Annotated in this window: 15 protein-coding genes and 1 other annotated feature; all 15 genes read right to left on the bottom strand. The window is 37.5% G+C overall.

The window, feature by feature from the left end; all coding sequences use genetic code 11:
- Positions 1-82: 82 nt before the first annotated feature.
- Complete coding sequence (gene rplT / locus KGI01_RS11595; RefSeq protein WP_068451995.1) at positions 83-442, bottom strand: 50S ribosomal protein L20; 360 nt, start codon at positions 440-442, stop codon at positions 83-85.
- 56 nt (positions 443-498) lie between these two features.
- Entirely contained in the window at positions 499-699 is a 201-nt protein-coding gene (rpmI, locus tag KGI01_RS11590) for a 50S ribosomal protein L35 (RefSeq protein ID WP_068451992.1), read from the bottom strand.
- A gap of 34 nt (positions 700-733) precedes the next feature.
- The gene (gene infC, locus KGI01_RS11585; RefSeq protein ID WP_068451989.1) at positions 734-1,240 is read right to left on the bottom strand and encodes a translation initiation factor IF-3; all 507 of its coding nucleotides are present in this window, start codon (positions 1,238-1,240) and stop codon (positions 734-736) included.
- Positions 1,241-1,535: 295 nt separating this feature from the next.
- On the bottom strand, positions 1,536-2,126 hold the full coding sequence (locus tag KGI01_RS11580; RefSeq protein WP_170214788.1) for a glycoside hydrolase family 25 protein: 591 nt from the start codon (positions 2,124-2,126) through the stop codon (positions 1,536-1,538).
- Positions 2,127-2,226: 100 nt separating this feature from the next.
- Positions 2,227-4,161, bottom strand: coding sequence for a threonine--tRNA ligase (gene thrS, locus KGI01_RS11575; protein ID WP_141274807.1), 1,935 nt, complete (start codon positions 4,159-4,161; stop codon positions 2,227-2,229).
- 80 nt (positions 4,162-4,241) lie between these two features.
- Positions 4,242-4,471: a binding site (T-box leader), on the bottom strand.
- A gap of 68 nt (positions 4,472-4,539) precedes the next feature.
- Entirely contained in the window at positions 4,540-5,481 is a 942-nt protein-coding gene (gene dnaI, locus KGI01_RS11570; protein ID WP_141274806.1) for a primosomal protein DnaI, read from the bottom strand.
- Between the two features lie 14 nt (positions 5,482-5,495).
- Positions 5,496-7,214 carry a DnaD domain protein gene (locus KGI01_RS11565; protein WP_068451978.1) on the bottom strand — a complete coding sequence of 573 codons (1,719 nt, stop codon included), beginning with the start codon at positions 7,212-7,214 and terminating at the stop codon, positions 5,496-5,498.
- Between the two features lie 21 nt (positions 7,215-7,235).
- Entirely contained in the window at positions 7,236-7,718 is a 483-nt protein-coding gene (gene nrdR / locus KGI01_RS11560; protein WP_068451972.1) for a transcriptional regulator NrdR, read from the bottom strand.
- A gap of 178 nt (positions 7,719-7,896) precedes the next feature.
- Positions 7,897-8,916, bottom strand: a complete 1,020-nt coding sequence (locus KGI01_RS11555; protein WP_068451971.1) for a glyceraldehyde-3-phosphate dehydrogenase — start codon at positions 8,914-8,916, stop codon at positions 7,897-7,899.
- Positions 8,917-9,076: 160 nt separating this feature from the next.
- The gene (coaE, locus tag KGI01_RS11550; RefSeq protein ID WP_141274805.1) at positions 9,077-9,670 is read right to left on the bottom strand and encodes a dephospho-CoA kinase; all 594 of its coding nucleotides are present in this window, start codon (positions 9,668-9,670) and stop codon (positions 9,077-9,079) included.
- An 11-nt stretch (positions 9,671-9,681) separates the two neighbouring features.
- Complete coding sequence (gene mutM / locus KGI01_RS11545; RefSeq protein ID WP_141274804.1) at positions 9,682-10,554, bottom strand: bifunctional DNA-formamidopyrimidine glycosylase/DNA-(apurinic or apyrimidinic site) lyase; 873 nt, start codon at positions 10,552-10,554, stop codon at positions 9,682-9,684.
- A 13-nt stretch (positions 10,555-10,567) separates the two neighbouring features.
- Positions 10,568-13,195, bottom strand: a complete 2,628-nt coding sequence (gene polA / locus KGI01_RS11540) for a DNA polymerase I (protein ID WP_141274803.1) — start codon at positions 13,193-13,195, stop codon at positions 10,568-10,570.
- 218 nt (positions 13,196-13,413) lie between these two features.
- The gene (pnpS, locus tag KGI01_RS11535) at positions 13,414-14,952 is read right to left on the bottom strand and encodes a two-component system histidine kinase PnpS (protein WP_141274802.1); all 1,539 of its coding nucleotides are present in this window, start codon (positions 14,950-14,952) and stop codon (positions 13,414-13,416) included.
- Entirely contained in the window at positions 14,949-15,680 is a 732-nt protein-coding gene (locus KGI01_RS11530) for a response regulator transcription factor (protein WP_068451957.1), read from the bottom strand. The genes pnpS and KGI01_RS11530 overlap by 4 nt, the downstream gene beginning before the upstream one ends.
- 62 nt (positions 15,681-15,742) lie before the next feature.
- Positions 15,743-16,183 (bottom strand): MaoC/PaaZ C-terminal domain-containing protein, encoded by a 441-nt coding sequence (locus KGI01_RS11525; RefSeq protein WP_141274801.1) that lies wholly within the window; start codon positions 16,181-16,183, stop codon positions 15,743-15,745.
- Between the last annotated feature and the right edge of the window lie 113 nt (positions 16,184-16,296).

The following is a 16,296-nucleotide window of genomic DNA, read 5'->3' as shown; positions in this document are numbered from 1 at the left end:
TTCCGTCACTTCTTTTTTTGTTGCATATAAAAAAGAGCCGCGTCCGAAGACTCGACTCTTTCATCATACCTGAATGTATGAATTATTTTGCGATTGCTTTTTTAGCAGCGTCTGCTAATTGAGCGAATGCAGCTGCATCGTTTACAGCTAAGTCAGCTAACATTTTGCGGTTTACTTCGATTTCAGCAAGTTTTAAACCGTGCATTAAACGGCTGTAAGAAAGACCGTTGATGCGAGCAGCTGCATTGATACGAGTGATCCATAATTTACGGAAATCACGTTTCTTTTGACGACGGTCACGGTATGCATATTGACCAGACTTCATTACTGCTTGGTTCGCTACTTTATAAAGTGTGTGTTTTGAACCGAAATAACCTTTTGCTAATTTTAAAACCTTTTTACGACGCTTGCGCGTTACTGTACCGCCTTTTACGCGTGGCATAGTTCATTACCTCCTGTATTTATCACTCTGATAAATAGTATATGTGTGTTTTCTTATTATTTCATGTAAGCTAATAAAGATTTGATGCGTTTGTAATCACCAGATGATACTAATGATTGTTTACGTAAGTGACGTTTAGCTTTTGTAGATTTGTTAGCAAATAAGTGAGAGCCGTATGCACGGTCACGTTTTAATTTACCAGTACCAGTTCTTTTGAAGCGTTTTGCAGCGCCACGGTGTGTTTTCATTTTTGGCATTTGGATTTCCTCCTATTACTCATAACTTTAATAATTATTGTTTCTCGTTCTTAGGTGCTAAGATCAAGAACATGCTGCGGCCTTCCATTTTCGCACGTTGTTCAACAGTTGCTACTTCTTTACAAGCCTCCGCAAAGCGATCTAATACGCGTTGACCAATCTCTTTGTGCGTAATAGCACGACCTTTAAAGCGAATAGATGCCTTTACTTTATCTCCTTTTTCAAGGAATTTGATTCCGTTGCGTAACTTTGTTTGGAAGTCATGCTCGTCAATCGATGGTGAAAGTCGTACTTCTTTAAGTGCAATAATCTTTTGATTTTTGCGAACTTCACGATCTTTCTTTTGTTGTTCGAATTTGAATTTACCGTAATCCATAATACGAGCAACTGGTGGCTTGGCTTGCGGAGCCACAAGGACAAGATCCAAATTTGCACGTTCTGCAAGTTGCAGTGCATCGTTTCGAGTTTTAACACCTAATTGATCGCCATTGTGATCGATTACGCGTAATTCGCGAGCACGAATACCTTCGTTTACATACATGTCTTTGCTAATAACAATCCACCTCCAAGTAGTATTAAAATACTGTGTTTGGGCAAGGAGCCCTGTTCGGTACAGATATTTCGATGTCCATAAAAAAAGACGGACATTAGTCGAAATGTCCGCCCGCGTATATGTTGACATGCGAAATATGCATGTTCGATTCATCAATTAACCTGTCAATACCTTATAAAAGGATCGATTCTCAGGTGAGAAGCGGGCAGCCTCTACTTCAACCACAAACTCTGTATTTGTTTACCTCAATTATAATATCACCTTTTTTTAGGTAAGTCAAACATTATTCTGCTATAAACCATGCTATTTTTTTCTTTCCATTCAAACGATTTAAATCGACATAACCTTCAATTCCCTGTATGCGTCCTCGTTCTGTGTACTGATGTAAGTCACACGGGAACTTCGGCTTTAAAATCGTTTTGCCATCTAGATGATAGCGTGGAATCCATATGAAGTCTGCTTTCGTTAGATCTAAACAAAAAGTATGGTATAGATGATGCGCAATGTAGATGCCTACTTTTTTCGCACCTAAATTCCTTAGTGTACGAATAAAAGCATTCGTCCCTGCGCGCATATCAGACATCGACTCCACTTCAACATCGACCACATAAAACAAAGGCTGCTTTACTCGATTTGCACGCTCGTAAAAGTCTTGCGCTTCTTTTTCAGCGTCTCTAACAGATGTAAAACGCGCAAATGCATACACACCATAGGGAATAGCAAATTGACTACAACCTTTTGCATGTTGTTCATATAAAACATCTTTTACATACGAACCATCCTGTACACGTAAAATGGCTAAATCACATACTTTCGAAAGCTCCTCATAGTTCACACGATTTTGCCATTTTGAAAAATCAACGATATACCCCATCTTCTTCATCTCCTTTTATATTTTATATAGAAGAAAAAAGATTGTGCGAGACAAAAAATGAGAAGCCGCTAGACAATACGACTTCTCATTTGAATACTTATTATTTTACTGTAATCTCTTTTGTAATTGCATCCACAAACTCGTCTAAAGAAACTGTTTCTGAATCTTTTGAGCCGTAACGACGAACATTTACTGCATTTGATTCAACTTCTTTATCCCCTAATACAAGCATGTAAGGAATTTTTTGCATTTGTGCTTCACGGATCTTGTAACCTAATTTTTCATCACGGTAATCCATTTCTACACGTGCACCTGCTGCGATTAAACGTTCTTCAACTTGTTTTGCGTAGTCAAAGTGCGCATCGTTTGATACAGGAATAATTTGAACTTGAACAGGTGCTAACCAAGTCGGGAATGCGCCTTTGTATTCTTCAATTAAGAAGGCAACAAAGCGTTCCATTGTTGATACAACACCGCGGTGAATAACGACTGGACGGTGTTGTTTACCATCTTCACCTACATAGTTTAAGTCGAAGCGTTCTGGTAATAAGAAGTCTAATTGTACTGTTGACAATGTTTCTTGTTTACCAATCGCTGTTTTTACTTGAACGTCTAGTTTTGGACCGTAGAATGCGGCTTCGCCTTCTGCTTCATAGTAATCTAATCCTAGATCGTCCATCGCTTCTTTTAACATACTTTGTGCTTTTTCCCACATTTCATCGTCATCGAAGTATTTCTCTGTATCTGCTGGATCACGATATGATAAACGGAATTCATAGTCTTCTAAGTTGAAGTCTTTATAAACCGCTTGGATTAACTCTACTACTTTTTTGAATTCATCTTTAATTTGATCTGGGCGAACAAATAAATGCGCATCATTTAAAGTCATACCTCGTACACGTTGTAAGCCTGATACTGCTCCTGACATTTCGTAGCGATGCATTGTACCAAGTTCTGCGATACGAAGTGGTAGGTCACGGTATGAACGCATTGCTGATTTGTACACCATCATGTGGTGAGGACAGTTCATTGGACGAAGTACGAATGTTTCGTGATCTACTTCCATTGGTGGGAACATATCTTCTTGGTAATGATCCCAGTGTCCTGAAGTTTCATATAATGATTTTGAACCTAAAACAGGTGTATATACGTGTTTGTAGCCTAATGCTAACTCTTTATCTACAATATAACGTTCAATTGTGCGACGTACTGTTGCACCGTTCGGTAACCATAATGGTAAACCTTGACCTACTAATTGGCTTGAAGTAAAGATGTCTAATTCCTTACCAATTTTACGGTGGTCACGTTCTTTTGCTTCTTCTAACATTTGAAGATGATGTTTTAAATCTTCTTTTGTGAAGAATGCAGTTCCGTAAATACGTTGTAGCATTTTGTTATCTGAATTCCCTCTCCAATATGCACCTGCAATTGATAGAAGTTTGAATTCTTTAATTTTGTTTGTTGATGGTACGTGTACACCGCGGCAAAGGTCGAAGAATTCGCCTTGTTCGTAGATTGACACTTGCTCATCTGCTGGAATTGCTTCAAGTAATTCTAATTTGTATTCGTCCTCAATTTCTTCAAAACGACGTTGTGCTTCTGCACGAGATACATCATGGCGTACAACTTCTAAGTTTTCAGCGATGATTTTTTTCATCTCTTTTTCGATTTTCGGGAAATCTTCAGAAGTGATTGGTTCTTTTGAATCGATATCATAGTAGAAACCACCTTCGATTACAGGACCAATACCTAATTTTACATCTGGGAATAGACGTTTTACTGCTTGTGCTAATAAATGGGCAGTTGAGTGACGTAACACTTCTAATGCTTCATCATCTGAAGGTGTAATAATCGCGATTGTGCCATCTTCATTTAAAGGTGTTTTTGTATCAACTAACTCCCCATTGAATTTACCAACGATTGCTTTTTTGCGTAATCCTGGGCTAATTGCCGCTGCTACTGCATCTGTTGTAATTCCTTTTTCGTACTCTTTTACAGACCCATCTGGGAATGTTAATTGAATCATTTCTGACATATCCATTCTCTCCTTTTTATTATTTCGAAAGCTACGGGCCACAAACGGGAGATTTTTTGCATACAAAAAAGCATCCTCCCTAAAGGGACGATGCTTGCGCTCGTGGTTCCACCCTTCTTCCTTCCATGCAGAAAAAACTGCAAAGACGAAGCTCTCGATCGGCTAACGGGCCGCTACCGTCGACAATTACTATTCGTTCACTGTCGCTGCTCCAAGGTGGTAAATCATTAGCCGTCACTAGAATACTCGCACCATTGTATTCCTCTCTGAAAGTCGCACTAATCATTGTTGTCCTTATCTGTGCATTTACATATTAATGTAACCTATTATAAAACTTCAGAATCGAACTCGCAACTATTTTTTAGAATTCAAGCACTTCTATGTTAAATCGCGTAAATTTAAGCCTTCCACTTGAATTGGTTCTGTAATTGCTTTGATTCGTTCCATAATTCGCTTCGCTTTAATCGGGTCCTGTCCACCACGTGCAGTCTGAGTAAAGAATACTTCAAGACCACTATAATCAAGATTCGATGTAATAAATGTCGGCAATTGTTCTGCCATACGATAATGCAGAATAGACCCTAAAATTTCATCTCGCGTCCATTCTGATAACTGTTCAGCGCCTAAATCATCAAGCATTAACACAGGTGCTTTTTTCACAAAATCAAACTTTTCTTCTAATTGTGGTGTCCCAATTGCATTTTTTAATTCACGTAAAAATTCAGGTACATAGACAACGACAGATTGAATTTGCAAAGCTGCTAATTCATTCGCAATCGCTCCAATTAAGAAGGACTTCCCGACACCAAAATCACCATATAAATAAAATCCTTTACGTGGTAATTCTCCCGTCTGCTTCACTTGGTCAACAAAGTTTTGCGCTGCCTGCAATAAATTTTCACGATCTTCACTATAGACGCGTACATCTGATAATGTCGCTCGTAACACATCTTTTGGCATGTGCATACTCGCAATCATCTTCTCCGTATGACGGCGTTCATCTTCAATACGTTTTTGCTGACAAGGTGTATATTCTAAATCAATTAAACCACGTGTTAGCGATAATTTTGGTGTAAAGCCATTGATTGTATTCACACACTGCTGTACAGAGGGACACTTTGAACAATCTTGTTGTTGATTTTTAAATTCGTACAACTTGCCTAATCCACGTTCTAAAACAGAGCGTGTAATCGCACCTTCATTCTCTTTGAAAAACTTTTGAATGACAGGGTCTTTTAAAAGTTCTTCTTGAATCGACTGTAGACGCTCTTGAAATTTGGCATCCATTTGTTTTTGTAATTCATTTTGAATCGGTTTCAACGTACAACACCTCCTCAGGATTTCTTCTTCATACGATATTGACGTTCTAACTCTTCAAGTGATGCCTGACTTTTTGGCTTCTCTGATGAATTAATCCATGCTGGTAATTCTTTTTTCTCAGGATTCCCGTAAGTCGTACGGCTATATTTTTGAGCGCGTGACTTTCGATAATTTTGTCCATATTGAATGGCTGTTTCAATCGTTTGAACCGACTGTTTACGCCACCCTGAAGCAATCGCCTCTAAGAATGGTAAATTCAAATTCCCTTCACTTGAGAAATGAGCATAATGAATTAACGTATTTAATAAAGGTCGTTCCCATTCATACATCGAAGCAAACTGCGTCACTGCTTTTAATTCATGTGCAAATGGCTCTTTGCCATCTGCCAACATTTGAAGAAGAACAGGTGGTTCAATTTTTTTCATTAAACTTTTGAAGGTCTCTTCGATATTTTTTAGTTTAGCAGCACTTGCTTTACCTGGTTCAAATTGATAAAGAACGTAAGCTGCCGCCTGAAGCAATTCAAACTCCGCATGCATATCTTCGATTGTAGTCGCCTTTTTCACTGTTGGATTTTTTTGATCCATGAATTGACGTGCCTCATTCATCGCTTGCGTAGCGGTTTCAATTCCTTTTTTACGCCAATCTGCTGCAATCGCTTGAATATACTTTTTACTAATATGACCTGGATTATTTAGCGAGATATAATGAATTAATACATTCACAACAGGTGGTGTAATATCATATTGTGTAATTAAACTTTCATACATTTCAAGTTCATGATCAAATACTTGCTTCCCGTCATTCACAGCAATTAAAACATCAATTGGTCGTGCTTGTTCAAAATATTGTACTAACTCGTCTTGTTTACTATTCCATTCCTTCGCCTGCTCATGTGCTTGTTCAGGTGGCAGCATTTTCGAAATAGCTGGTGGTGTTTTGGAAATCGTCAATTTATAATATTCACTCGCTGATTTACGCACCGCATCTGTCGTTAATTCATCATCACTATTCGCCATCATAAGCACATGCTTCATATCAATTGCAGATAAACCATACATAAATGCAACTTTTGCAATCGTTTCTTTAATCTCAGCTGTGATCAAACGATGTGGAATCATATTTTCAGATAATCCAGACATAAGTAATGGAAAATCAAAAGATTGATAGTAAAATGGGATTTTCGATGGTTTTTCAGCTATGTCATGCACCATCATATTTTTTGGCATATGTTGTTGAATCGGTTGATAGACATCCGTAAATTGACGTGAAATTTCCGTCATTCCTTCGATTGCTACACGTTTCGGTGTAAAGCGCTGCAATAAGCGACGGTATGCATTCTCACCAATTTTACTGAATAAAAACATCGATAGAAGTGGGTCTTCAAAGAAACGTCTTGCTTCTAAAGGTGGTAAAATTTCATACGAAAAATAATGTAAATCATCTGTTTCTTTTTTATACGTACGTAATAATCCAATCGCTTCAAGCGCAATACGTGCGTTGAAAATAGCCCCAATTGACATATCAAGTCCATTCATCAAATGGTAGTGTGTATAGTCTCTACCTTCTTCATCTTCCCCTTCAGCCCACAACAAAAAATACAGACTAATTGGTTCAGGTCCAATTAAAGGCTGATAAAGTAGCGTAATTAACTTTCTTTCATAACTTGAAAGAGGAAATGGAATGTGAATTGTAAATCGGTCTACGGAATGTAGTTCATTATTTAGTTTCAATTCAAACTCCTCCTCTTTTATTTAATCTTCTTTTGAGTCCGATTCACTTTCTTGTCGCTCAATTAACTCACGTAACTCATGAATAAATACATTAATATCTTTGAACTGACGGTAAACTGATGCAAAACGCACGTAAGATACTTCGTCAATTTTTGCTAAGCGATCCATTACTTTTTCACCGACATCTTCGGATTTAACTTCCGCAATACCAGCACTTCGTAAATCTTGTTCAATCGCAAAGACAACATCTTCAAGCTCACTTAATGCAACTGGTCTTTTTTCACAGGCACGAATAAGCCCGCGCAACACTTTTTCACGACTAAATTCTTCACGCGAGCCGTCTTTTTTCACAACAACTAGCGGCATCTCTTCTACTTTTTCAAATGTGGTGTAGCGAAACCCACATGATTCGCATTCGCGGCGACGACGAATGGCTTTATTATCATCGACAGGTCGGCTATCAATCACTTTTGTTCCATTGTACTGACAACTTGGGCATCTCATAATTTTTCTCTCCTGAATTAAATACTATTTAGTTTATCTATTATAACAAAAAAACGTGTGATGTACCGAACAATCCCTATATTTTTTAAGGGAAATACTACTGAATACAGAACAATAAAAAACTGTAAGCAAAACGACTTGCACCGTTCTACTTACAGTTTAAATTATTACAATTAAATTATGCTTGTACTGCTGCTAATTCACGCGCTACTTTTTGTGTTAAATCTACTACGCGAGTTGAGTAACCCCACTCGTTATCGTACCAAGCAAGTACTTTTACTTTGCGTGTACCCATAACCATAGTTGTTAAGCCGTCAACTGTTGCTGAAGCTGGGTTTGTATTGAAATCTACAGATACTAAAGGTTCTGTTGTGAAATCTAATACACCCTTTAAAGATGTTTGAGAAGCTTCGATGAATGCAGCATTCACTTCTTCAACTGTTACATCTTTGTTTAAGTCTACTACTAAATCTACAAGTGATACATTTGGTGTTGGAACACGTAGAGCCATACCATGTAATTTACCTTGTAATTCAGGTAGTACAAGTGCTAATGCTTTTGCAGCACCTGTTGAAGTTGGAATAATTGATTCCGCACAAGCACGTGCACGACGTAAATCTTTGTGTGGGTTATCAATATTTTTTTGGTCATTTGTATAAGCATGAACTGTTGTCATAAGACCGTTATCAATACCGAACTTATCATTTAAAACTTTTGCTACAGGAGCAAGGCAGTTAGTTGTACATGAAGCGTTTGAAATAACATCATGTTTTGATAAATCTAATTTGTCATCATTTACACCCATAACGACTGTAATATCTTCATTTTTACCAGGTGCAGTTAAAATAACTTTTTTCGCACCAGCTTCTAGATGTAAAGCAGCTTTGTCGCGTGCGTTAAATTTACCTGTTGCTTCGATTACAATATCCACACCTAGTTCTTTCCAAGGTAATTTTAATGGATCGCGCTCTGATACAAGTTGTACACGTTTACCGTTTACAATTAGTGCACCTTCAACCGCTTCAACAGTACCTTCGAAACGTCCGTGGTTTGTATCGTATTTTACTAAATGAGCTAATGTCTCCGATGGGTAACTCGCATTGATGGCAACGATGTTTAAATCATCTTGAAGTATCGCCTGACGGAACACCATACGTCCGATACGGCCAAATCCGTTAATAGCAATAGAAACTGTCATGAAATATATCCTCCTGTTTTAAAAGAAATTCTTTTAAATGTGTTATTTGAGAATTAGTATAACACATTTATCTGGAAGTAGAACATATTTACACACAAAAACAAAAGTTTTTATTTTCTGACAACTTTTTTCTATCACTTTTTTGATATTCTTTTATGTTTTATACTAAACCCCATTCTTTTAAAATATAGTTCAACTGTTGTTCCGTTTTGTCTAATGTACCCTCATTATAAATAACTGCATCTGCGCCTTCTTCTTTCACAGAAAGAGGTAGCTGCGAGCTAATTCGCGCTCGCGCTTCATCCTCACTTAATTGGTTTCGTTCCATCAAACGCTCCAACTGTTTTTCTTCCGATAATGACACAACTAAAATCTTTTCAACAAAGTGTTGTAACTTACTTTCAAACAATAATGGAATGTCCATAATAACGACTTCAGCCCCGTTATTAAGCCATTCATCGCGCTGTCTCAACATCTCTTTTCGAATCGCGGGATGAATAATTCCGTTTAAAATAGCTCGCTTTGATGGGTCATGAAAAATGAGATCACCCAATTTTTTGCGATCCAATGAACCATCTTCTAATAAGATTTCTCCCCCAAAAGCAGCTACGATTTCTGTAAGCGCTGGCTCCCCTGGTTCTACAACAAGACGTGCTACTTGATCTGCATCGACAATCGGAAAACGATATTTTTCGAGCATTTTTGCTACTGTACTTTTCCCACTTGCGATACTTCCTGTTAATCCAATAATCATTTCGACACCCCCTATTTTTGACAATTTGGACAGTAATACGAATTCCGTCCTGCTATGATTTTTTGTTCTGAATTAGTATGACACATTGGGCAAATATTCATCCCGTACATTTGTAAACGGTCCTGCATACCTCCAGCCTCACCATTAATATTTCGATAATCCGAGATTGACGACCCACCATATGCGATACTTTCGCTCAAAACTGCAACAATCTCGTCAAATAGCTGTTCTTTCTCCGCCCTACTTAATCGGGATGTAATTCGTCCCGGGTTAATTTTCGTTCGGAATAAAGCTTCTGTTGCATAGATATTGCCACAACCACATAACACATGTGAATCCATAACGACCGCTTTAATTTCTTTTTTACTGTACTTGGGTAACGCACAATATGTTAAAAAATGGTCTTTCGCAATAGAATCAAATGGTTCCGGTGCTAACGCCATTAATGGCGGATGATCTTCAATCTTTTGTAAGAAGCGCATCTCACCAAAGCGGCGGATATCTGAATAGATCAGTTTCTTTCCGTTATCAAGTGTAAAGGTCACATGGGCATGTTTACGGAACTTTTCTTCTAGAATTTCCGATACATCATGTACATCAAAAAAAGCACCGCTCATACCCAAATGATTCACTAACTTATATGTGGCACCTGCATACTCTAACGTAAAATAAATATATTTTGAGCGACGTGTAACATCTTGGATCGTCATTCCTGTCACAGCTTCTACAAACTCATCCGGCTGCAACCCTTTTATAATACTTTGCTTACCTGCTTCATGGCTTGTATAAATCGTTGGCGAAATTGTCACACATTCAATCGTTCTACCTGTTACAGCAGGTTGTAGTGAACGTACGACGCCTTCTACTTCTGGTAATTCCGGCATATCATTTCACTTCCTATTTCGCATCGTACCATGTATAACCAGCAGAATAATCTGCACGTAGTGGCACATCTAACTTCACGGTATTTGCCATCACTTCTGGTACGAGCTTTTCTAAAATTGCAATTTCTTCTTCTGGTGCTTCAAAAATCAATTCATCATGTACTTGTAATAACATTTTTGCCTGTAATTGATGCTCTTTTAAAGCAGCATCCATATCAATCATCGCTTTTTTAATAATATCTGCTGCGCTACCTTGAATTGGTGTATTCATCGCTGTACGCTCAGCAAAACTACGTAAATTGAAGTTACTTGATTTTAAATCAGGTAAGTAACGTCTACGGTTTAATAGTGTTGTAACATAACCCTTTTCTTTCGCCACCTTTACCATATTATCCATATATGTTTTAACACCTGGGAAACTAGCAAAGTAGCGTTCAATAAATTCTGCTGCTTCTTTTCTTGAGATATCTAAGTTTTGAGATAAACCGTAGTCACTGATTCCATAGACAATCCCAAAGTTAACTGCTTTCGCCGCACGTCGCATAGACGAAGTAACTTCATCTTCTGCTACATGGAATACGTTCATTGCTGTATTCGTATGGATATCTAATCCGTTTAAGAAAGCTTGCATCAAGTTCTCATCTTGTGACATATGCGCGAGTACACGTAACTCAATTTGTGAATAGTCGGCTGCGAATAGTTGCCACCCTTCCGTTTCAGGCACAAAGGCTTTACGAATTTTACGCCCTTCTTCTAAACGAATCGGGATGTTTTGTAAGTTGGGATCCGTTGAACTTAGACGGCCTGTTGCAGTTAAAGCTTGTTGATAGCGTGTATGAATCTTATGGTCATCTTCATGAATTTCTTTCATTAACCCTTCAATATAAGTCGATTGTAACTTCCCTAATTGACGGTATTGTAAGATGTGTTCGATAATTTCATGTTCAGGTGCTAGCTTTTCTAAAACATCTGCTGCAGTTGAATAACCTGTTTTCGTCTTTTTAATAACTGGTAATTGAAGTTTTTCAAATAGTACAACACCTAATTGTTTAGGTGAATTAATATTGAATTTTGTTCCTGCAAGCGTATAAATTGTCGCCTCAATTGCCTGTAGTTTTTCTGTTAATTCTTCACCCATGTCAGCTAATGTCTCTTTATTAACGCGAATACCACATGTCTCCATCTTCCCTAGAATATGTGCAAGTGGTAGTTCAATATCTGTATATAAATCATATTGTTCATTCTCTTTTAGCTTCGAAAGCAATGGTTCGCGCGTCGTATAAACGGCTAACGCTTGGCGACATACATGTTCTGCTAATACTTCTTCTGATGGTACTGCTCGTTTTGCACCTTTACCATAAATTGATTCTTCTGTTTGCACATTTGTATAGTTGTATGCACGTGAAACAGAAGCAATATCTTCAGAGGCAAAAGCTGGATCATCAATGTATGCCGCTAATAATAAATCGAATTCAACGCCTTTTAATTCAATTTGATCACGCGCAAATGCAACTTGATGTTTTTTCAAATCAAATACATATTTTTTCTTTGTTTCATCTTGTAAATAAGCTTTTACTTCTTCAGATTGAAGTACATCTTCATATGCCATATAGTAAGCTGTTGTGTCCGTTACAAACGCAAGTCCAAGTGCTTTCGATGTATGATAATGCGCATTCTCCATCTCTAAATGAATCGCCATACCATCTACAAGCTGTTCAGCAGTTAAATTCGAAACAATTTGATGTTCGAGTAAAGCTGTTTCCTGTGCTTCCGATTCATATTCGCTTTTTTCAAGTAATGTTTTAAAATCAAGCTCTTGCCATAAAGCGAATAGGGCTTCTACATCTGGACCTTCCCAGCCAAGTTCATCTACTGTCACTTCAATTGGTGCATTCACTTCAATCGTCGCAAGTTGTTTGCTCATTTTTGCTTGTTCTTCATTTGCAACCAATTTCTCTTGTAACTTTGCACCCTTCACCTCTGTGACATGCGCATAAATATCTTCTACTGTTGGATATTCTTTCAACAGTTTAATCGCTGTCTTTTCACCTACACCTGGCACACCCGGAATATTATCAGATGAATCGCCCATAAGACCTTTCATATCAATAATCTGTTCAGGTGTTAAGCCATACTTTTCTAAAATATGCGCTGGCGTATAGTGTTCGATATCCGTCATACCTTTACGCGTTATGTAGACGGTTGTTTTGTCTGTTGCTAGCTGCGTTAAATCTTTATCGCCTGAGATAATAACCACTTGCATATCTGCCTGTTCTGCTTGTTTCGCAAGTGTGCCAATGATATCGTCTGCTTCATACATTTCTAATTCATATTGCTTCATATTATAAGCCGCTACGAGTTTTCGCACATAAGGGAATTGTTCTGATAATTCTGGTGGTGTTTTTTGACGTCCACCTTTATATTCTGTGTACGTATTATGACGGAACGTTGTTTTCCCTGCATCAAATGCTACAAGCATATGCGTTGGTTGTTCTTCTGCTAGAATTTTTTGTAACATCGTTGTAAATCCATACACTGCATTCGTATGAATTCCCTGGTGGTTTGTTAATGGGGGTAAAGCAAAAAATGCACGATATGCTAAACTATTCCCGTCTAGCAACAGTAATTTTTTTTGTGTCATTCCCTCACACTCCTGTTCGTATTTTCTTCTTCTCTATTCTATCATGCTATGCAGTCAAAATAAAAAAAACGAAAGGAACTCACCTTTAGGAAAGGTTGAGTTTCTTTCGTATACAAGGGGTCTTTCTTTTTGGATTCATGTTATGAAGGGGGTTTCATATGTTTAGTATAGCAAGTTGTTATGAAGTTTCTATTAGCCTTTTGTAAATTCCATGTAAATTATGATGCTAACGGGATATAAATACGCATCGTCGTTCCCACACCTTCTTCACTTTTTACAATAATTCGACCATTATGTGCTTCAACTAAATGTTTTACGATTGCAAGCCCTAAACCCGTTCCACCTGAATTACGACTTCTCGCACGATCTACACGGTAGAATCGTTCAAAAATACGCGGAATTTCTGCTTGTTTAATACCGATTCCTTGATCGGCGATTTCGACTACGCCATATTCACCATGTGTTAGTACTTTCAAGTCAATTCGTTTGTCAGGTTTCGAATAGGAAACTGCATTCGCAAGTAAATTTACAACAATTTGTGTGAGACGATTCGCATCTCCAAGTACACGAACCTCCCCTTCTTCTTCTAAATGTACATCCATATTCTTCTCTTCAATTTGAATATGCGCCATTTCCATCGCACTTTTTACAATCGCATTGAAAGAAGTCGGTGCTACATCAACTTTGAATCCTTCTTTTTCAATTTTCGACAGCTCTAATAAGTCCTGGACAAGCATTTGCAGTCGATTACTTTCTTTATACATAATCTCTAAAAAAGATAATAATGTTTCTTCATCTTTGTAAGCGCCATCTAGAAGTGTTTCTGAGAAGCCTTTAATCGATGTAATCGGTGTTCTTAGCTCATGTGACACATTCGCAACGAAGTCTTTTCGCACTTGTTCTAAGTTCTTCAGTTCTGTAATATCGTGCATGACAATTACAACACCAAGCCAATGACCATGCGCTCCAATAACTGGCGCACCATACACTTCCATATGTTTAATTTGTTGATGAACAGTTATTTCAATTTGCCTACGATATGGTGTTTCCGTCATAAAAACATGATCGACAAACTCTTCTAAATTTTCATCAACACCAAGTTCTCGAAAAACATGTTTTTTTACGTCTTCATGATTTTTATTAAATAGTTTTAAAAAACCATCATTCACAACCGAGATTTCACCTTCTCGCCCAATCATAATCAAGGCACTTCCCATATTATTAATAAGGGTTTTGAGACGCTCTTGTTCAATCTCACGAATCATTGTCATATCTTGTAAATTACGCGCTAAAACATTAATCGACTTGCTAAGTGCTGTTGTGGCTACATCAGAAGATTCATATGCACGTGCACGATAATTCCCTTGCGCTAATTCTAAAGCGGTTTGCGTTACATGCTCAACAGATAACGATAGCTTCTTTAAAAGTCGATTCGTTGTGAACATGAGTAAGACGAACGCGATAAATAGAACAATAATGAGAATGAGCCAAAAATGCCAACGTGTTGTAATTAAATCATTTGATAAGAAACTATCTGGAAGTTGCTTCACTAGCTCTTGTTGCTGTTTATCCGTAATCGGAATTTTTTCAGAAGTAAAATAGTCACTTAAATGTTGCTGTGCTTCTTGTAAATTAGAACGCACTGTATTTTCCATATAAACAGGAAAAAGCTGGCCTAATACAAAGCCAAGACCAGCTAAAATTGCGGCATACAAGCACGCAAATGCAATTAATAGGCGTACTTTTAATGTATTCATGACCCTTTAGGCTCCTCAAACTTATAACCTAAACCACGAATCGTTTTAATATATTTGGGTTTACGACTATTTTCTTCGATTTGATCGCGTAAATGGCTAATATGCACGTCTACAATACGTGTATCTCCTGCAAAATCATAATGCCAAACGGCACTTAATAATTGATCTCTCGTTAATACACGATTTTTATTCTCTAATAGATAAACTAGTAGTTCGAATTCTTTCGGTGTGAATTCAAGCTCTTTATTGTCTAATGACGCTTCAAAACGTTCAGGATATACGCTAAGCGGACCAATATGATACGTTTTTTCAGAGTCAGAAAGTTTTTCTTTTTCATCATTTGTTTGTGCAGATTCTACTACTTTTGAACGTCGTAAAACTGCCTTCACCCGTGCAATGACTTCACGCGGACTGAATGGCTTCGTCATATAGTCGTCTGCACCAAGTTCTAAACCTAATACTTTATCAAATTCATCATCTTTTGCTGTTAACATAATGATTGGTGTATCAATTTTTTGAATGCGTAACTCTTTACACACTTCCATACCATCTCTCTTTGGCAGCATGAGGTCTAGTAAGATCAAGTTTGGGCGATGTTCAATCGCTTTTTGAAGCCCTTCTTCACCGTCATTCGCAATCATTACCTCATACCCTGCTTGCTTAAGATTGTACTGTAATAAAGTCGCAATCGATAGTTCATCTTCTACTACTAAGATTGTGTTTGTCATGTTTATGCCTCCGCTAATGTATTGAAACCCCCATTTCAAACATCCGTGCATATCATATAATCTTACAATTTAGGTGGTATAACGTTTACAGTGCCAGATACAACAATCTGTTCTTCGTTATTTTTTCCTTCTACTTGTAAATGTAATTCATTCATTTCTGCATTCTTTGCTACTACTTTTAACGATAGATGTAACGTTTCGTAGTGATGCAATGGTTTAGGATAAAGTAGTGAAATAGCTGATATATACGAACCAGGTCCAGGCATGTATTTGGAAATCGCAGATGTTACAATACCAGATAACATAATAACTGGTACAACAGGCTTTTCATATGTAGTAAGTGCTGCATATTCCTGCTGGATATATAGCGGGTTCTGATCATTCGTTAATCCTAAATATAACAATAAATCTTTACTCTCAATATTTTCTGTGATTTGCAGAGATGTGCCAACATCGATTTGATCGAATGTTTTACCCACTTTATAATCTTTGCTTAGTAACACAGAATTCCCCCTTTGTAATCTACCATATATTTATAGTATCAAGAATTGTATGAAAAATCGAGTTGTATTCGTAAAAGAAACAGGACTTTTATAATTTTCAAAATAAAAGGAGG

The sequence above is a fragment of the Kurthia gibsonii genome, from assembly GCF_006539985.1.
In the GTDB taxonomy this organism is placed as follows: Bacteria; Bacillota; Bacilli; order Bacillales_A; family Planococcaceae; genus Kurthia; species Kurthia gibsonii.
Note: the sequence above shows the minus strand (reverse complement) of the source record. Positions and strands in the feature narration are given on the sequence as shown.